This window comes from Salinimicrobium aquimaris (genome assembly GCF_035607535.1).
In the GTDB taxonomy this organism is placed as follows: domain Bacteria; phylum Bacteroidota; class Bacteroidia; order Flavobacteriales; family Flavobacteriaceae; genus Salinimicrobium.
In genome coordinates, this window is sequence record NZ_JAYDZX010000002.1 from 139,038 (window position 1) to 156,902 (window position 17,865).

The following is a 17,865-nucleotide window of genomic DNA, read 5'->3' on the forward strand; positions in this document are numbered from 1 at the left end:
TTATATGGGATCGGCGAGGCTTTTGTGGATGAAAAAATTCTCATTCCTTAGCCTCGCATGATACCAATCCTTTGTCTCTCCAAGGAACCTAAGGGTATCATTTTTCTTAGCTTTACTGGCAATTTCAGATCTTGTAGAAGGGCCTTTTCTAAGGTTGGCAGCTCCCGTAGCCAGTAGGAATTCAGAGGTGTTTTCTAAAGTCAAGTGCTTTGGGACAGGAGTTCTGCGAACGTACGGAAAAGGATTTTGGGCTCCGCGATAGCCTTTGTAGATCCCAAAATGCAAATGCGGCGGAGTGGTCCGGGCGTTTCCGGTGTTTCCTACGAGGCCCAAAGTATCCCCCGGAAAAACTTTCATGCCCGGGCGGGCGATAATGCTGTCGAGATGCGCATAGTAAAGGGAAGTGCCCCTTTTTCGATCCCGCAGCCAAACCTGTTTTCCACCCAGTCCTTTATTTCCTGTGGAAGAAACTCTTCCTTCTGTTGCAGCAACTACGGGTGTACCTCTGGGGGCAAAAATGTCAATTCCTTCATGGCTTCTCCTTCCACCATCGCGGGCTGCTCCCCAAAAACTTTGAACAGCCGAATCATCCCTGTCGGCCACAGGAAAAGAATAGACCGGTTCTGTATATATCTTTAAAGTAAAAGCTGAAGTAGCACCGACTTCCGGCTGTACCAAAAGTTTGTACGTTCCGGGTTGTTCCGGTTCGTACTGGATCTTATATTCTTCAAGTCCGGCTGAAAGGAGGTGGTTGAAAAAAGACAACGAATCCTTTTTTTGCTCATACAGGTCGAGAAAAATCAGCGGTTTTACAGAATCACTTTCTACCTCAACAAGAAGACGTTCTCCGGGATTTAGATCAAGGTCGTAGGTGTAAACTTCGGAGTTTGTAGCAGTGAATCTGCCTGCCTCCGCATAGGGGAGAGAAACAGCTACACTGTCAAAAAGAGCATTTTTAAAAGCCATTTTCCATTCTGCAAAAGCTGCAGGATCTTTCTCAAAATCTCTTTCGTATTGTTCTCTTGCAGTTGGCTTGATAAAAAGATCTTTGGCTTTGTTTATCCCCGAACATGAAGGCAAAAGGATAACAGCCAGGATAAAACTGATAAAATAAAGGAATTTCTTCTTTTTCACGCTCGTTAAGAAGCAGAAACTGTGCCACTTGCGCCAGAAAATAATTAGCATGGACAGATCTGAGAAGCAGTTGATTCTTTATTTTTAGTCAGTATTTAAATGATAAAAAATTAGCGTTTTTACCAAAATTTCACTTTAAGTATTGTTAATTTAAAAGCTGGTGCAGCCTTATTCTCTAATTTTAATAACCTAACTAAAATCTAAAGTTATGATCAAGATCTTAGCAGTTATTATGTTAGTTGGTGGTGCAATCGCATTAGTGATGGGCGTATTAGGCGTTTTTGGTAGCCTTGCCTTAATGTTGAATCCCTGGGCTTTGGCCATTCTTGGGTTCATCTTCTTTATTGCAGGTATCTCCATGCTTAAATACAGGAAGGATACCGATGAGGTGGCCGCACAACACAGATAGAGCCACAAGAAAATAATTGATCTTTAATAGGGGGAATGCCAATTCCTCCTATTTAATTTGAGGATTGATCAAAAAAGTCATTTTTGGAAGCTAAGGCTTTTAAAGGAACAGCTTCATGATCTTGTCGGTCTGCCTGTCATTACCCACCATGTATGGGTGCGAACCTTCCAACTTAAAAAAATTTCGTTTATAGAATTCTATTGCGCGGCTATTCTTTTCCCAAACACCCAGCCACAGATAGCGCATTTTCCGCTGAATTGCCATCTCGATCACTGTATCCAGCATTTTCTGCCCGATCTTCTTATTCTGAAAATCTTTCCTCACATAGATCCTCTCCAGTTCCATGCCGTCCTCTTCCCGAAAATCAGTTTGTGCGTCCCCGAGGTTGATCTTGAAATATCCCACTGTTTCTCCATTGAGCTTTGCAAAATAAAATTCTGACAAAGGATTTAGGAGTTCCTGCCGAAGGTTCTCTTCTCCAAATGCAGTGTTGAGGTAAAGCTTCAGATCTTCCGGATTATTGTCGGCGCCAAAGGCATCGGTAAAGGTTTTTCGGCTTATCTCCTTCAGCTCCTGAAGATCTCCGGAAGAAAGCTTTTCAAAAATGACATTTTCAGCAGGCATTTTGTACAGTTAAAGAGGTTATCCAAACAAAAAGCTGACTACATCCTCGATTTTCGACACTTTCTGGACCTTGATGGCGAAGTTGTTCTTTGGAAATTTGTTTTGACTCGACACAACTATACTGCTAAAGCCAAGCTTTTCTGCCTCCAGAATTCGCTGTTCCACTCGCGTGACAGGACGAACTTCTCCGGCCAGTCCAATTTCCGCAGCAAAGCAGATGTCTTTGGGAATGGCAATGTCTTCATTGGAAGAGAGAATAGCTGCGACAACAGCCAGGTCCAGTGCAGGATCATCTACAGAAATTCCTCCCGTAATATTTAGGAACACATCTTTTGCGCCCAGTCTAAAACCGGCCCGTTTTTCCAGAACAGCCAGCAGCATATTCAGTCGTTTGGCATTGTAGCCCGTGGCCGAACGTTGAGGAGTTCCATAAACAGCCGAACTAACAAGAGCCTGTATTTCGATCATGAGCGGGCGCATGCCTTCCAGCGTGGCTGCAATTGCAGTTCCGCTAAGATCTTCTTCGTTCTTCGAGATCAAAATTTCTGAAGGATTGCTCACTTCCCGCAGTCCGTTGCCTTGCATCTCATAAATTCCCAGTTCATTCGTAGAACCAAATCTATTTTTATGAGCTCGCAAGATTCGGTAAACGTGGTTGCGATCCCCTTCGAACTGAAGGACAGTATCTACCATATGCTCCAGGATCTTTGGTCCTGCTATACTGCCTTCTTTTGTGATGTGACCTATTAGGATTACCGGAGTAGCTGTTTCTTTAGCGTATTTAATAAGTTCGGCGGTACATTCTCTTATCTGGGAGATACTGCCCGGACCGCTTTCTATGTAGTCACTGTGCAGGGTCTGGATCGAATCGATGATGACGATCTCGGGTTCCAGCTTCTCAATCTGTTGAAATATGTTCTGGGTCTTGGTTTCGGTTAAGATGAAACACTTATCTGAATTTGGATTGATACGCTGAGCGCGCATCTTTATTTGTTGCTGACTCTCTTCCCCCGAAACATAAAGGGTTCGTAAACTGAAGTTCAGGGAGATCTGGAGCAGCAGGGTGCTTTTTCCAATTCCGGGTTCGCCGCCTAAGAGTATAAGGGAGCCGGGAACAATTCCACCGCCCAGAACGCGATCAAGTTCCTGATTATTAGTTTTCAACCTTTCCTCCTTGGAGACCTCAATTTCAGAAATACGGAGTGGTTTTGCTACTTTTCGGGCAGCAGGAGAGGCTTCGCTCTTCCATGATTTTTTATCAGCTTTTTCTACTACCTCCTCTACAAGTGTGTTCCATTCACGGCAGGAGTTGCACTGTCCCTGCCACTTGCTGTGCTGTGCACCGCAGTTTTGACAAAAGTAAAAGGTCTTGGGTTTTGCCATTTTTCAGAAGCTACTGTTTGAGCTGCTAATAACCGAAATCTTGTTTAATTAGGTCTGCTTTTTCCAGCATAAAATCGATGGTAACGAAGGCTACTTCTTCTTTTCCGTAGGCACTTTGGTAGGTTTTCATGGCCTTCTTAGGTTGACCGTTAGCCTCGTAGGCACGAGCCAGGTAGTAATTGCCTAAGGTGAGATTTGGATACTGTTTCTGGGCCAGTTCCCCGAGTCTTTCAAGATCGTCCCATCTTTCACGGTATTCGATGGCTTTTCCTACAGCAAGAAAATCATTGATTCGAACCAACTTTTCAACTCCAAAACTATTATTAATGAGCTCGTATTTATCTGTAAGATATTCATAGGCAGAACCATCCATAACCACCAGCTCGTCATATTCCTTGAGGCCTATAGGCTTATAGGATTGGAAAATATGTTCTAAAGCCCTGGGTAATGCATTTCCAATAAGGGTGTAATGGGTGGCCGATTCCAGGTCATCGAATTTGTAGTGTAGCTTATTGTTTTCTATAGGGGCGATTTGCTTGTCCAGATCCCTGATATTCTTTTTGAGCTGAGGTATATCATTAGTGCCCGTAGCAAGGTAAAACCACCTGGGAGTTTCACAGGTGGAAAGGGTTTCAACCAGCCTGTTGTTCATTTCGGGAGCCAGGTCGGGGCTTAGATTTATGTACGCGTGGAACAGAGGCTGAGGCTTAAACAGATAATAATTAATAAAGTTCGCCGTAATATCATGCCCCGCAACTGCAACAAATTTTGAAGTGCGATAGGTATTGTCTAAAAAAGGTAAAAGCTCAAGTCCCAAAAATTCAAAAAACTGAGCGCCTTTTTTTTCGGGAAGAAAGCGTTGAGGGTCGTATGTGCTGTCATCATTTCTGCTGCTTGCCTGGTTTACCCCTACAACGATGGCTTCTGGAATCTCATCCCAATAGGAATAGTAGTCTACATTACCGGCCATAGGCTCAAAAAGATAATCCCCGTCTAAAACAATGATTAACGGGTACCTTTTTTTTGAGTTCTTTTCATAATTCCGTGGCAACTGAATTTTCAGCTCCCGCTCTTTTCCAAGTCTGGAGGAATTTATGGTCTTGTAAATAGTTTGTGCAAAACTCAGTTGAACACCTAAAAAAAGGAAGACAAAAAAGTATAATTTCTTCATACGCAGTAGGTTTATTTCCTAAAGCAATATAGAATTTTATTTCTTTTGATTATAAATGGGAAGAAATAAGAAGGAAAGTCCGCCAAGGATAAGCACCATGAGTGTTTGTGAACCCCACATTATCCAGCCGAATGCTTCGCCGGCCTGTTGATTCACTCCAAAAAGCAGAAGGACTGCACCCATAGCAATGGGATATACTCCAATGCCGCCATTTGTAGTAGTTATGGCAAAAGTTCCCACAATAAAGGCAGCCATAAACCCGGCTACAGAGAGGGAATTGGTCTCGGGAATTGCGAATTTTATTACGTAGAACATTAACAGATACATGGTCCAGATGAAAATGGTGTGAAAGATGAATTCCTTCTTCCTTTTCATTCTCACGATACTGCGCATGCCTTCCAGCAAACCACGGGCAAAGTCTTTTATCTTGATCATAAATGGGTGACTTGATCTTCTCACCAGGTTGAGTACAAACACCCCAAATATTATAAATACCAGAAATATTCCAATAGAGATAAAAGGGTTGATATCATTTTCTGCAAAGTAATTTACCAGCCCTTCAGTCTGAATGAGAAATCCAAAGGTGGTTATAAGGAGGACCATCGCCAGGTCGGCAATCCTTTCAGAAACTATGGTGCCAAAGGCTTTGTCAAAGGGGATCTTTTCATAAGTGGAGATGGTTGCTCCCCTAAGTACCTCCCCGGATCTGGGAACGCCAAGGTTGGCAAGATATCCGCCCATAACTGCCATAAAACTATTGGCCAAATGCGGCTTGTAACCAAGAGGCTCAAGTAAATACTTCCAGCGATAGGCCCGGGATAGGTGAGATAGTATTCCAAGAAAAACACTAAGATAAACCCATTTTAGGTCGGCAAGTTTGATATTATTCCACAATTCCTGGCGCTCGGCGGGAGTTGAACTGCTCAAAGAATACCAGATCAAAAATATTCCAAGCAACAGCGGGAGGAACGTCCTGGAAAATTTTATCAGCTTTTTCTTCAAGACCTAATTCAGGAGATTGGTTTCTTCGTTAGGGAAGACAAGTGATGGTTTGAATTCTTTAGCCTCTTCTATGTCCATAATCGCGTAGGTGATGAGGATTAAAATATCTCCCTTTGCCACCTTACGGGCAGCGGCTCCATTAAGAGTGATCTCCCCACTGTTACGGGGGCCGGGAATCGCGTAAGTCTCAAGTCTTTCGCCGTTATTATTGTTAACGATCTGCACTTTTTCACCTTCAATGATGTTGGCTGCGTCCATAAGATCTTCATCTATGGTGATACTGCCAATGTAATTTAGGTCTGCTCCTGTTACTTTTACGCGGTGGATCTTGGATTTTACAACGTGGATTTGCATGCTGCTAATTTAAAGCTATGTTATCAATTAACCTTATGTCGCCGGAATATGCGGCAATAAAGGCGCGATACTTCTGAATTCTATCCTCTTCTTCAATACTTACCAAACTGTCTGCATTTGCAATCTCAAAATACTCCAGGTTCAATGCAGGTTGGGATTCAAACTGAGCTAATACCCAGTCATTTATCTCTTTTGCACTTTTTGTGCCAAAATCTTCTTTAACCTGCTTCAGGATCTGGTAGATGAACGCGGCAGTTTGTCGTTCTAAAGGAGATAACCTTTCATTTCGGGAACTGCGGGCAAGGCCGTTGGCCTCTCTATGTATTGGGCAACCAATTACCTCTACATTAAGGTTTTGTTTTTCAACAAGCTTTTTGATGATCTGTAATTGCTGGTAATCTTTCTCTCCAAAAAAGGCTTTATCGGGCTCGACCATTTCAAACAGTTTTTTGACAATGGTTCCCACGCCGTTAAAATGGCCTTTCCGGAATTTTCCTTCCATTTGATGCTCCAGTCCGTCGAAGGAGAACTCTTCTGAAGTTACGCTATCGCCATACATCTCAGAAGCCGGGGGAGAAAAAATGATCACCTCCTCGCTTAGCTCTTTTATTTGCTCCACATCCTTCTCCAGGGTTCGCGGATATTTTTGAAGATCTTCAGGGTTATCAAATTGGGTGGGATTTACAAAGATACTGACAACAACTTTGTCACAGGTTTTAAGTGCCTGCTCAACAAGGGAAAGGTGGCCTTCATGTAATGCCCCCATGGTAGGAACAAAACCTATTGTTTTTTTGTCATTTTTTAAAGCCTTGATCTGCTTTTTTAGAGCTTCCTTCTCCTTAAAAATCTGCATCTTATTCCGAAATTTACGGCTTGCAAACTTAATATAATACTGGCAATCTGCATAAAATTTTGTATTTTTGCGTGTTTTTATTTCACAACAGCATTAAAGTGATCCTATGAAAGATAAGAGGATATTGTACGTATCATCTGAAGTTATTCCCTACTTGCCCGAAACCGAAATTTCATCTATGTCTTTTGAAGCTCCCCGAATGGTTAACAACCAGGGAGGTCAAATACGCATATTTATGCCGCGTTTTGGAAATATCAATGAGAGAAGACATCAGCTTCATGAGGTCATAAGGCTCTCCGGTATGAACCTGGTCATCAATGATCTGGATATGCCTCTTATTATTAAGGTGGCATCTATTCCGAAGGAGAGAATGCAGGTCTACTTTATCGACAATGAAGATTACTTTAAAAGAAAAGCGACCCTAACCGATGAAGAAGGTAATCTTTTTCCCGACAATGACGAAAGGGCAATATTCTTTGCTAAGGGCGTTATAGAGACTGTGAAAAAGCTCAACTGGTCTCCCGATATAATCCATGTAAATGGCTGGTTGTCTTCTTTACTGCCATTGTATTTGCGCAATTATTATGGAAACGAGCCGTTGTTTAGTGAGGCCAAAATTGTTACCTCTGTGTACAATCAGGACTTTGAAGGCACGTTAGATAACGATATGCATAAAAAAGTTTTATTCGACGGACTTGAGAATGAACAGGTGAAGCACTTGAAAAAGCCTTCGTATGTAAATCTTATGAAAACAGCTGTAGATAATTCTGATGCTGTTGTAATTGCAGGAGATAATATTCCTGAAGAACTTAAAAAATATTTGAGTAAACTTGCCAAGCCTGTTTTAGACTATAAGAACCGGGAAGAATTTGCCCAGGCTTATCAGGAATTCTATACCACGCAGGTACTGTCATAATTAGAAAAAATTCGAATGAATTTAAAGAATACGATGTTGAAAATAACAACAGTTGTAGCTGTTGTTATTTCTTTTATAGCTTGTGAAGATGACTTTGCAACAGTAGGAAGTAGTGTAATTGGAGAACCGGGTTTTAATGCGAGTCTTTATGATGACGCAATGATCTCTGCACATTCCTATGACTTGCCGGCAGTGCAAACAAACAACCTGCCTCTCAATTTGCTTGGGGTGTACCGGGATGAGGTGTTTGGAACACAGGAGGCAAGCATCTTGTCAAATCTTCTCCTCACTTCAGAAAACCCTTCTTTTGGAACTGAACCTGTAGTAGACAGTGTGGTTCTTGCCATACCTTACTTTTCTCGTGAGGTACTTGAAGATGATGAAGTGGTTTACGCACTTGATTCTATCTACGGAAGCTCTCCCTTTAAGTTGTCTGTTTATGAATCCAACTACTTTCTGAATACTTTTGATCCTGAAACAAATTTTGAGCAGGCACAACGTTACTACTCTAATCTGGAACCTCAGATCATGAGTAACATCAATCCTGATGTGCTGTATGAAACTGAAAGTTTTGAACCTTCAGCTGAAGAAAGAACAGAGTATATCGTAGATGGCTCGGGAGTGACTGATACTGTGACCATGGCCCCTGCTTTGAGACTGAAGCTCAACAATAACTTTTTTCAGAATAAGATATTAGATAAGGCCGGGACAGCTTCTCTTTTGAACCAATCAAATTTCAAGAATTACTTTAGAGGGCTTTATTTAAAAGCCGATGAGGTAAGCAACGGTGGCACTATGATGCTGCTTAATTTGCTGCATTCTGATGCCGGGATCACCATTTACTATAAAACGAAAGTTGTAGATGCCACCGACCTTGATGATGACGACGATTTTGAGGAACTAATTGAAGTTAGAAGATCATACACCTTAAAATTTGGCGGAGTAAGAGTAAATACTTTCGAGCAGGAAGTTCCTCAGTTTGAGGGAGAGAATCTTTTCCTTAAAGGAGGGGAAGGCTCCATGGCGGTTATTGAACTTTTTTCAGGTCCCGATGCCAATAACGATGGGATCTCAGATGAACTTGAATTCCTAAGGGATAATGACTGGCTAATTAATGAGGCCAATCTTGAGTTCTTTGTCAACAGGGATTATACCACCGGCACGAATCTCAATGAAGCCGAAAGACTTTACCTGTATGATCTTAATAACAACTCTATTTTAGCTGATTATATTCTGGAGAATGTAGGTCAGCCCAACTCTACATCCTCGGCTGCAAACCGTTTGCACCTGCAGCCATTGACAAGAGATGAGAACGGGAATGGAGTAAAATATAGAATTAGAGTAACAAACCATATAGATGAACTTCTAAACAGGGATTCTACAAATGTGAAATTAGGATTGGTGGTTACCCAAAATGTAAACCTGATCTCAACTTACCGTGTGCTCCCTTCGGCTAACCCGGAGGTGCAGAGAGTGCCGGGTGGAGCCTTGCTCACCCCGGAAGGTACCGTGCTTTACGGACCAAATGCAGAAGATGAAGATAAGCGTCTTAAGCTTAAGATTTATTATACAGAACCAAAGAATTAGAGTATGTGTGGAATTGTAGGGTATATTGGCCATAGAGAAGCCTACCCAATTGTATTGAAAGGTCTTCAAAGGCTGGAGTACAGAGGATACGACAGTGCGGGTATTGCGTTGTACGACGATAAAGAACTTAAAGTAAGTAAGACTAAAGGAAAGGTTGCCGATCTAAAGGAAAAAATGGAGAGCGAAGTTGAGACTTCGGGGACTTTAGGGATTGGACATACAAGGTGGGCAACTCATGGGGTGCCGAATGACGTGAATTCACATCCCCACATCTCCAACTCCGGGAATCTTGTGATCATCCATAACGGGATCATTGAGAATTATGAGAGTTTAAAAAAGGAATTGACTACGCGTGGATACAAATTTGAATCTGATACAGATACAGAAGTACTTGTAAATCTTATTGAAGATGTGATTAAGAAGGAAGATGTAAAGCTTGGAAAAGCAGTGCAAATTGCTCTTAATCAAACTGTAGGTGCTTACGCTATTGCTGTTTTTGATAAGACCAAGCCAAACGAAATAGTAGTTGCCCGCCTGGGTAGCCCTCTTGCTATTGGGGTTGGGGAGGATGAATACTTCATCGCTTCAGATGCTTCTCCTTTTATTGAATTCACCAACAATGCAATTTACCTGGAAGACGGGGAAATGGCTGTGGTGAGAAGGGATAAAGGAGTAAAGGTTAGAAAGATCAAGGATGACAGTCTGGTTGATCCTTATATTCAGGAATTACAGCTTAACCTTGAGCAGATCGAAAAGAATAGCTTCGATCATTTTATGCTGAAGGAGATCTATGAGCAACCAAGCGCTATTAAGGATACTTACCGCGGAAGGTTAAATGCTGAAGAGGGTATCATCAGGATGGCCGGAATTGACGATAACCTGGAGCGTTTTTTAAATGCAAAGAGGATCGTTATTGTGGCCTGCGGAACTTCATGGCATGCAGGACTTGTTGCTGAATACATTTTCGAAGACCTGGCACGTATCCCTGTTGAAGTTGAATATGCTTCAGAATTCCGTTACAGGAATCCTATAATCAATTCAGATGATATTGTGATCGCTATTTCCCAAAGTGGGGAAACAGCCGATACTATGGCGGCTATAAAGCTTGCCAAGGAAAAAGGAGCATTCGTTTTTGGAGTGTGTAATGTTGTGGGATCATCCATTTCAAGGGAGACCAACGCGGGAGCTTATACTCACGCCGGTCCAGAGATTGGAGTGGCTTCGACAAAGGCTTTTACAACGCAAATTACAGTACTTACCTTGATCGCCTTAAAACTTGCCAAGGCAAAAGGAAGTATTTCGAACACAGATTTCCACATGCACCTGCAGGAGCTGGAGACAATTCCGCAGAAAATAGAAGTGGCATTGGAAGCAAATGAGCATATCAAGGAAGTTGCGTTCAAATACAAGGATGCGCGAAACTGCCTCTACCTCGGCCGCGGATTCAATTTCCCGGTTGCCCTGGAAGGAGCACTTAAACTAAAGGAGATTTCCTATATCCATGCAGAAGGTTATCCTGCTGCAGAAATGAAACACGGGCCAATTGCGCTTATCGATGAAGAGATGCCTGTAGTGGTTATTGCTACCAGAAAAGGTCACTACGAAAAAGTAGTGAGCAACATTCAGGAGATCAAGTCCAGGCAGGGTAAGATCATTGGGATCGTCACCGAGGGTGATACCAGCGTTAGAGATCTTGCAGATTATGTGATCGAGGTGCCAGACACGATTGAATCTCTTACTCCGCTTTTGACCACTATTCCTTTACAGTTGCTTTCCTACCACATAGCAGTAATGCTCGGGAAGAACGTTGACCAGCCAAGGAACCTGGCGAAATCGGTTACAGTAGAATAACCTATATTCAAATATTTCAAGAAAAGTCCGCCATTGTTGCGGACTTTCCCTTTTTAAATGGTCCCAAAAATGACATTTTTGAGAGGTATTTCAGCTGCAATCTCTTTCTGCTTAAGCTTTGCTGAAAAAGTTATTATTTCTCTTATAGACTTTTATACAAAAAAACTATCTTTGCAGCCTGAAAAAGGCATGCGCTTTTTATCACCCGTAAAAAGTTGTTAGTGGTTCTTTTTTAGTTATTTATAAAATCACAATATTAAAGGAATAGATAATGTCTAAAGTTACAGGTAAAGTTGCACAGGTTATCGGTCCTGTTGTTGACGTAAAGTTCGACTCAGAGAATGCTGAATTGCCAAGAATTTACGATTCACTTGAGGTTACCAGGAAAGATGGATCAATATTAGTTCTTGAGGTTCAATCTCACATTGGAGAAGATACAGTAAGAACAGTTTCCATGGATTCTACCGATGGGTTGAGCCGCGGAGTTGAAGTGCTTGCAACTGGAGCTCCTATCCAGATGCCTATCGGAAAAGAGGTTTTTGGTCGCTTGTTCAATGTGGTAGGAGATTCCATTGATGGTCTTGGGGATCTTCCTAAAGCACATGAAAATGGTCTTCCAATCCACAGACAGGCTCCTAAATTTGAGGACTTATCTGTTTCTACCGAAGTACTTTTTACAGGAATTAAAGTTATTGACCTTATTGAGCCTTATGCAAAAGGAGGTAAAATTGGTCTTTTTGGAGGTGCCGGGGTTGGTAAAACCGTACTTATCCAGGAATTGATCAACAACATCGCTAAAGGTCACGGTGGACTTTCTGTATTCGCCGGGGTTGGTGAAAGAACCCGTGAAGGAAATGACCTTTTGAGAGAGATGCTTGAATCCGGAATTATTCGTTACGGCGAAGACTTCATGCATTCTATGGAAGAAGGAGGATGGGATCTTCAAAAAGTAGACAAAAGCGCGCTTTTAGATTCTAAAGCAACTTTCGTATTCGGACAGATGAACGAACCTCCCGGAGCACGTGCACGTGTGGCCCTTTCAGGACTAACCATTGCAGAGTACTTCCGAGATGGAGCCGGAGAAGGACAGGGGAAAGACGTACTTTTCTTTATCGATAACATTTTCCGATTCACACAGGCAGGATCTGAGGTATCTGCACTTCTAGGGCGTATGCCTTCTGCGGTAGGTTACCAGCCTACACTTGCAACAGAGATGGGTGCGATGCAGGAGCGTATTACTTCTACAAAGAATGGATCTATTACATCTGTACAGGCGGTTTACGTACCTGCAGATGACTTGACAGACCCTGCGCCTGCTACGACTTTCGCTCACCTTGATGCAACCACAGTACTTTCACGTAAGATCGCCGAGCTTGGTATCTATCCTGCGGTAGATCCACTAGATTCTACTTCGCGTATCCTTACTGCTGAAATTCTTGGTGCAGATCACTACAACTGTGCGCAAAGAGTAAAAGAGTTATTACAGAGATATAAAGAACTTCAGGACATCATCGCCATCCTTGGTATGGAAGAACTTTCTGAAGAAGATAAACTGGCTGTGTCACGCGCCAGAAGGGTACAACGTTTCCTTTCTCAGCCGTTCCACGTAGCCGAGCAGTTTACAGGTCTAAAAGGAGTACTTGTAGACATTAAAGACACCATCAAAGGATTCAACATGATCATGGATGGTGAACTTGATCACCTGCCGGAAGCTGCCTTCAACCTTAAAGGTACCATCGAAGAAGCTATCGAAGCCGGTGAGAAAATGTTAGCTGAAGCATAAGCGGAGAAATCCCAATACACAAATTCCAAATTCCAAAAGAACAAGCTCTTGGAATTGGGGATTTGAAATTTGTAATTTTAGAAAATTATGTATTTAGAAATAGTTACTCCTGAAGCCGTTTTGCTAAGCGCAGAAGTTGATTCTGTTAGTGTGCCGGGTGTGGAGGGGCAGTTCCAGATGTTGAACAATCACGCTCCCATAGTTTCGGTGCTTACAAAAGGAGAGATTAAAGTGTTTACTCACTCTCATCCTGTGAGTTCAGAAGACCTTGCCAAGAGCTTCAAAAGAGATTCAGCTGACAGTAAGATCCTTGTTCTTCCTGTTGAAGGAGGAGTGATAGAAATGAAGGACAATAAAGTTATTGTTCTGGCTGACTAAGCTGAAATAGATATTATTTAAAAACCCGTTGCGACAGCAACGGGTTTTTTGTTTTTAAAGATCCTTTAAAACCTGCTGAAGATATGCCGCTCCTCTGGAGCTCTTATTGCGGGGATGGTTCTATATCCTATAAATATGTCGCTCCTCCGGAGCTTGGGTGCAGCTTTCGGCTAAAGCCCTGGGAACAGGAAATAAAATAATCCTCCGGCTAAAGCCGGAGGCAATTCATGGTCGCATTTAATACCTAAGGCTTCATGAATTGCCAAGGGTTTCAGCCCGTGGTTTAAAAAATAGGCTTTAGCCCAATAGAGGGGAATCAAAGAGCCAGGCCTCCGGCTGAGACCCACGGTAACTCATTATTCTTTACTAATCCAGCCAAATTTTTTGGATAACATGAGCCTCAGAGAGGCGCCATGTTTGTAGTAAATGAGGAGATGAGAAGGCAGAGCTCCAGAGAGGCGCCAAATCTTTTTATTGAAGAATTCCCGTTTCCATCAATTGCCACGGGCTTCAGCCCGTGGTTTAAAATAGTAAAAGAAAAAGAGCTTTAGCCCAATAGAGGGGAATCAAATAGCCAGTCCTCCGGCTGAGACCCAAGGTAACTCATTGTTCTCTAATCCAGCCAAATTTTAAGGATAATATGAGCCTCAGAGAGGCGACATGTTTATAGTTAATGATGATATGAGGAGGCAGAGCTCCAGAGGAGCGACATATCTTTTTGTTGAAGAATTCCGGGGTCAGAAAAACAGAAGAAATATAGGCTTCAGCCCAGCGCGGAACAGGTATTCAAAATTTTAAACTTGAGGCATTCCGGCTGAAACCGCAGGCAATTCATGGCCTATTTATACCTGGGTCTCTCAAGTAGGGAATTTAAGCCTCAGAGAGGCGACATGTTTATAGTTAATGATGATATGAGGAGGCAGAGCTCCAGAGGAGCGACATATCTTTTTGTTGAAGAATTCCGGGGTCAGAAAAACAGAAGAAATATAGGCTTCAGCCCAGTGCGGAACAGGTATTCTAAATTTTAAGCTTAAGACATCCGGCTGAAACCGCAGGCAATTCATGGCCTATTTATACCTGGGCCCTTCAAGTAGGTAATTTGAGCCTCAGAGAGGCGCCATGTTTATAGTAAATGATGAGATGAGGAGGCAGAGCTCCAGAGGAGCGCCATATCTTTTTATTGAAGAATTTCCGGGGTTAGAAAAACAGAAGAAATATAGGCTTCAGCCCAGTTCGGAACAGGTCTTCTAAATTTTAAGCTTAAGACATCCGGCTGAAACCGCAGGCAATTCATGGCCTATTTATACCTGGGTCTCTCAAGTAGGGAATTTAAGCCTCAGAGAGGCGCCATGTTTATAGTTAATGATGATATGAGGAGGCAGAGCTTCAGAGGAGCGCCATATCTTTTTGTTGAAGAATTTCCGTTTCCATTAATGACCACGGGCTTCAACGCGTGGTTTAAAAGTAGATGAGAAGAGGGCTTTAGCCCAATAAAATTAATTTTCTCTGAATTCAAGAATATCTCCAGGTTGACATTCCAGCTCTCTGCAAATGGCATCCAGGGTAGAGAACCGCACAGCCTTTGCTTTACCGGTCTTGAGAATTGAAAGATTTGCTGTAGTTATACCAATTCTATCTGCCAGTTCATTGCTTTTCATATTTCGCTTTTCAAGCATGAGATCGAGGTTAATATATATTGGCATTTCTTAAACAGTTAATTCATTTTCCTCCTTCATGATTCTTGCATTCTCAAAAATTTTGCTCAAAAACAGGAAGAAGAGACCTATAGCTATTATAAACCAAAAGGAATCCGCGCTGGCAAGACCGTAATCCACTCGTCGTGGGCTTTGCTCAAAGAATGTTTGATATATGACTCCAGGAACAGTATCTAATAGGGCCACTATGATAATTAACTGACCAATAATTCTGGTTAATTTCACCTGCTCGACATTGAGAAATTTTCCTTTAAAAAATAAGCGAACCAGATATTTGAACTTATAAACTGTGTAAATGAAAAGAATGCGGCTCAACAGGACGAACCCCAACACAGTATAGGCTTCTGCATTTAACGAGGCTATCAAATTATCGTTCACTCGAAACGGAATAGATCCCTCGGAATTAAATATAAAGATCCCTACAAAAATTATAAATATAATGGTTCCAAAAATGACGAAAAGGAATAGAATATCCAAGATTGTTTTGAGGATTATTGGTGGCTTCACGATCAATAATTTATTGTTTTTCAATAACAAATCTATTCAAATTATTGAGAAACAATAATTTTTTTATATTTATTTTTAGTTTTGGGCTAAAGCCCTGAGGATTGGAAATACAATAGTCCTCCGGCTAAAGCCGGAGGCAATTCATGGCTCCATAAATTGCCACGGGCTTCAGCCCGTGGTTAAAAAATCAGAAGAAATATGGGCTTCAGCCCAATCCGGAAGAGGCTTTTTAAATCCTAAATTTTGAACCTTAAACCTTAAACCTTAAACCTCGAACCTTGAACCATTAATCATTTAGCCGACAACCATTGCTTCCTCGCCTTTACAGCCTCTGGACCAGCATCTTTATCAATTGAAATTTCGTAAGAAGGATCTGCTTCTAAGGTTACAGTCTTGTTCATCATTTTCCCATAACGGTTGATCTCAATTTCCAGAATATCTCCCGGTTTGTACTGCCCGAACTCATCCTTCCATGAGCTTTCAGCTCCTAAAGATTTCCCGTTGATAGAAATGATCCTGTCTCCCAGGTTAAGCCCGGCTCTATATGCCGGAGTGTTCTTCTGTGGATTTCCGCTGATGTATAATCCTTCTACGTCATTCCTTACTGAGGCTCCAAAAAAGGCATTTTTGGAATTTCTTTCTAGTTTTAGGCCCACCCTTGAGAGGAGACCGTCAAAATCGGGCATTTTGCTGTTGTAGATGTAGTTCTGGAAATAATCCCGCGCAAAACTATTTCCGGCGTATTTTGCCAATGTGGTTTCCAGGTCCTCAAGTTCATAAGGTAATTCAGGTTCGCCATATTTCTCCCAAACCAGCTTCATAAAGTCATCCAGATTTTGGCCTTTTTGACGCAGCTGTAGATCAAGAGCCAGTCCTAACATGCTTCCGTAGGAATAATAGGAGATAAAGGTATTTTCCCGATTTACCGGATCAATGGAAGCCGCCGCATCAACAAATGGCGCCTGATAGCTCATCTCTACCGGGTTAAAATATTCGCGGGCTGGAGAGTTCCACACGTAATTGAAAGTGCCGTTTAGACCTTCTGCATATTCTCCTGGAGTGATAATTCCTGCTCTTGCCAGGGTAAGGCCGGTGTAATAGCTGGTAAAACCTTCGGCGAACCAGAGGAGTCCGCTCATATTGGCTTCAGTAAAATCAAAAGGTTCAAGAGATTTTGGGCGTATCCTTTCCACATTCCAGGCGTGGAAGAATTCATGCGCGACTGTGCCTATATTCCCGTCCATCCCACCTTCTCCCAAAGGGCGTGTACTGGTCAATACTGTGCTGTTTCTGTGTTCCATCCCGTCACCGGAAACGTTGGGCATATAGCAGGCCAGAAAAGTATATTCTCCAAAGTCGAATTCCGGTAACTCTCCAAAAATGGTTTTTTGCTGCTTTACTATTTCTTTAGTCCTTTCCCAATATTCATCAAATTCCTGCTGCGTGCCTGGATGATGTAAAATGAATTTAATTGTTTCTCCTCCAAGCTGGAATTCCCTGCTGTCAAAGTTGCTGATCTCTGTGGGACTGTCCATGAAATAATAAAGATTAGGGGCAGAATATTTGTTGTCACCAAGCTCCTTCAGCTGGGTCGCGATCTTCCAGTCGGGGTGATGTTGGGTGTCAAAAGTGACTTCTACAGGGCGTTCTTTCAAAGATTCCGAATACATAAAAGTAGCAGGAATATTTAGATGGGCGTGGGTGAGATCGATTTGTGTATAGGTGCCATCGGCACGGTTTCCGAAGAGAATGTATTCCAGGTTCACCGTACCGTCATGGCCGGTGATAAGCCAGGAATATGGATCTGGTCTCTGGATCTTGAGTAGATTTCCCCTGGAATCTGTAGCTTTTACGCCATAGACGTTCTTGGCAAATTCATGCAGCGCGTAACGACCGGGGGAAGTGCGGCTCATTCTCACCGTCAAACTATCCTGTAGAAGGTCTGGAAAGGAAACTTTTACTTTAGCCTCGTGATGTTCGGCATTTTCAAAGGAGATATGATAGGAATTTGTTTGGGCAAAACAAAGACTTCCGGTTAACAGGAAAAGGACAAGAATACGCATGATCTAAAAAATTTAAGCGGTAAAATAGAAAATTTTGTGCACACTGCTGCTTTCACAATTTTGGTTGGCTGAGTGGGAGCAGCAACCTTCTTTTTTTCAGAAGTATCTGACTATCAGAAGTAAGATATTCTGCTG

General features: G+C 42.3%; 17 protein-coding genes. 7 read left to right on the plus strand and 10 right to left on the minus strand.

From position 1 onward, the window contains the following. Positions 1-1,134: a peptidoglycan DD-metalloendopeptidase family protein gene (locus tag VR862_RS04505; protein WP_324719771.1), complete on the minus strand. Its 1,134-nt coding sequence runs from the start codon at positions 1,132-1,134 to the stop codon at positions 1-3. A 208-nt stretch (positions 1,135-1,342) separates the two neighbouring features. Between VR862_RS04505 and VR862_RS04510 the strand changes: the two genes are divergently transcribed. Further along, on the plus strand, positions 1,343-1,543 hold the full coding sequence (locus VR862_RS04510; protein ID WP_324719772.1) for a hypothetical protein: 201 nt from the start codon (positions 1,343-1,345) through the stop codon (positions 1,541-1,543). A 99-nt stretch (positions 1,544-1,642) separates the two neighbouring features. Here the strand turns inward: VR862_RS04510 and VR862_RS04515 are convergent, their stop codons facing one another. Genes VR862_RS04515 through panC form a run of 6 tightly spaced genes read right to left on the minus strand, consistent with a single transcriptional unit; the run spans position 1,643 to position 6,930 of the window. After that, a complete protein-coding gene (locus tag VR862_RS04515) occupies positions 1,643-2,167 on the minus strand; it encodes a GNAT family N-acetyltransferase (RefSeq protein WP_324719773.1) in 525 nt (174 codons plus the stop codon). A gap of 18 nt (positions 2,168-2,185) precedes the next feature. Next, positions 2,186-3,550 carry a DNA repair protein RadA gene (gene radA, locus VR862_RS04520; protein WP_324719774.1) on the minus strand — a complete coding sequence of 455 codons (1,365 nt, stop codon included), beginning with the start codon at positions 3,548-3,550 and terminating at the stop codon, positions 2,186-2,188. 25 nt (positions 3,551-3,575) lie between these two features. After that, positions 3,576-4,721 (minus strand): alpha/beta hydrolase, encoded by a 1,146-nt coding sequence (locus tag VR862_RS04525; protein WP_324719775.1) that lies wholly within the window; start codon positions 4,719-4,721, stop codon positions 3,576-3,578. A 36-nt stretch (positions 4,722-4,757) separates the two neighbouring features. Then, on the minus strand, positions 4,758-5,723 hold the full coding sequence (locus VR862_RS04530) for a lysylphosphatidylglycerol synthase transmembrane domain-containing protein (protein WP_324719776.1): 966 nt from the start codon (positions 5,721-5,723) through the stop codon (positions 4,758-4,760). Positions 5,724-5,726: 3 nt separating this feature from the next. After that, positions 5,727-6,077, minus strand: a complete 351-nt coding sequence (gene panD / locus VR862_RS04535; RefSeq protein WP_324719777.1) for an aspartate 1-decarboxylase — start codon at positions 6,075-6,077, stop codon at positions 5,727-5,729. A 4-nt stretch (positions 6,078-6,081) separates the two neighbouring features. After that, positions 6,082-6,930: a pantoate--beta-alanine ligase gene (gene panC / locus VR862_RS04540; RefSeq protein ID WP_324719778.1), complete on the minus strand. Its 849-nt coding sequence runs from the start codon at positions 6,928-6,930 to the stop codon at positions 6,082-6,084. A 106-nt stretch (positions 6,931-7,036) separates the two neighbouring features. Between panC and VR862_RS04545 the strand changes: the two genes are divergently transcribed. The 6 genes from VR862_RS04545 to VR862_RS04570 all read left to right on the plus strand — a co-directional run bounded on the left by VR862_RS04545 (position 7,037) and on the right by VR862_RS04570 (position 13,996). Further along, positions 7,037-7,846 carry a glycogen/starch synthase gene (locus VR862_RS04545; protein ID WP_324719779.1) on the plus strand — a complete coding sequence of 270 codons (810 nt, stop codon included), beginning with the start codon at positions 7,037-7,039 and terminating at the stop codon, positions 7,844-7,846. Positions 7,847-7,861: 15 nt separating this feature from the next. Continuing rightward, entirely contained in the window at positions 7,862-9,433 is a 1,572-nt protein-coding gene (gene bamH, locus VR862_RS04550; protein ID WP_324719780.1) for a BamH family beta-barrel-assembly machinery protein, read from the plus strand. Positions 9,434-9,436: 3 nt separating this feature from the next. After that, entirely contained in the window at positions 9,437-11,284 is a 1,848-nt protein-coding gene (gene glmS, locus VR862_RS04555) for a glutamine--fructose-6-phosphate transaminase (isomerizing) (RefSeq protein ID WP_324719781.1), read from the plus strand. Between the two features lie 271 nt (positions 11,285-11,555). Continuing rightward, entirely contained in the window at positions 11,556-13,067 is a 1,512-nt protein-coding gene (gene atpD / locus VR862_RS04560) for a F0F1 ATP synthase subunit beta (protein ID WP_324719782.1), read from the plus strand. 87 nt (positions 13,068-13,154) lie between these two features. Continuing rightward, a complete protein-coding gene (locus VR862_RS04565; RefSeq protein ID WP_324719783.1) occupies positions 13,155-13,445 on the plus strand; it encodes a F0F1 ATP synthase subunit delta/epsilon in 291 nt (96 codons plus the stop codon). 413 nt (positions 13,446-13,858) lie between these two features. Beyond that, a complete protein-coding gene (locus VR862_RS04570; RefSeq protein WP_324719784.1) occupies positions 13,859-13,996 on the plus strand; it encodes a hypothetical protein in 138 nt (45 codons plus the stop codon). Positions 13,997-14,941: 945 nt separating this feature from the next. Here VR862_RS04570 and VR862_RS04575 read toward each other — a convergent pair. From VR862_RS04575 to VR862_RS04585, 3 genes are all read right to left on the minus strand, one after another. Next, positions 14,942-15,148 carry a helix-turn-helix domain-containing protein gene (locus VR862_RS04575; RefSeq protein ID WP_324719785.1) on the minus strand — a complete coding sequence of 69 codons (207 nt, stop codon included), beginning with the start codon at positions 15,146-15,148 and terminating at the stop codon, positions 14,942-14,944. Positions 15,149-15,151: 3 nt separating this feature from the next. Then, the gene (locus VR862_RS04580) at positions 15,152-15,667 is read right to left on the minus strand and encodes a DUF2975 domain-containing protein (protein ID WP_324719786.1); all 516 of its coding nucleotides are present in this window, start codon (positions 15,665-15,667) and stop codon (positions 15,152-15,154) included. Positions 15,668-15,957: 290 nt separating this feature from the next. After that, positions 15,958-17,730: a M61 family metallopeptidase gene (locus VR862_RS04585; protein ID WP_324719787.1), complete on the minus strand. Its 1,773-nt coding sequence runs from the start codon at positions 17,728-17,730 to the stop codon at positions 15,958-15,960. Positions 17,731-17,865: the final 135 nt, after the last annotated feature.

What these genes read in the sequence shown, in the direction of transcription:
- VR862_RS04510 (WP_324719772.1), top strand. Translation starts at nt 1,343, where the DNA reads ATGATCAAGATCTTAGCAGTTATTATGTTAGTTGGTGGTGCAATCGCA.
- VR862_RS04565 (WP_324719783.1), top strand. Translation starts at nt 13,155, where the DNA reads ATGTATTTAGAAATAGTTACTCCTGAAGCCGTTTTGCTAAGCGCAGAA.
- VR862_RS04545 (WP_324719779.1), top strand. Translation starts at nt 7,037, where the DNA reads ATGAAAGATAAGAGGATATTGTACGTATCATCTGAAGTTATTCCCTAC.
- panC (WP_324719778.1), bottom strand. Translation starts at nt 6,930, where the DNA reads ATGCAGATTTTTAAGGAGAAGGAAGCTCTAAAAAAGCAGATCAAGGCT.
- glmS (WP_324719781.1), top strand. Translation starts at nt 9,437, where the DNA reads ATGTGTGGAATTGTAGGGTATATTGGCCATAGAGAAGCCTACCCAATT.
- VR862_RS04525 (WP_324719775.1), bottom strand. Translation starts at nt 4,721, where the DNA reads ATGAAGAAATTATACTTTTTTGTCTTCCTTTTTTTAGGTGTTCAACTG.
- VR862_RS04585 (WP_324719787.1), bottom strand. Translation starts at nt 17,730, where the DNA reads ATGCGTATTCTTGTCCTTTTCCTGTTAACCGGAAGTCTTTGTTTTGCC.
- VR862_RS04570 (WP_324719784.1), top strand. Translation starts at nt 13,859, where the DNA reads ATGTTTGTAGTAAATGAGGAGATGAGAAGGCAGAGCTCCAGAGAGGCG.
- atpD (WP_324719782.1), top strand. Translation starts at nt 11,556, where the DNA reads ATGTCTAAAGTTACAGGTAAAGTTGCACAGGTTATCGGTCCTGTTGTT.
- panD (WP_324719777.1), bottom strand. Translation starts at nt 6,077, where the DNA reads ATGCAAATCCACGTTGTAAAATCCAAGATCCACCGCGTAAAAGTAACA.
- bamH (WP_324719780.1), top strand. Translation starts at nt 7,862, where the DNA reads ATGAATTTAAAGAATACGATGTTGAAAATAACAACAGTTGTAGCTGTT.
- VR862_RS04575 (WP_324719785.1), bottom strand. Translation starts at nt 15,148, where the DNA reads ATGCCAATATATATTAACCTCGATCTCATGCTTGAAAAGCGAAATATG.
- VR862_RS04515 (WP_324719773.1), bottom strand. Translation starts at nt 2,167, where the DNA reads ATGCCTGCTGAAAATGTCATTTTTGAAAAGCTTTCTTCCGGAGATCTT.
- radA (WP_324719774.1), bottom strand. Translation starts at nt 3,550, where the DNA reads ATGGCAAAACCCAAGACCTTTTACTTTTGTCAAAACTGCGGTGCACAG.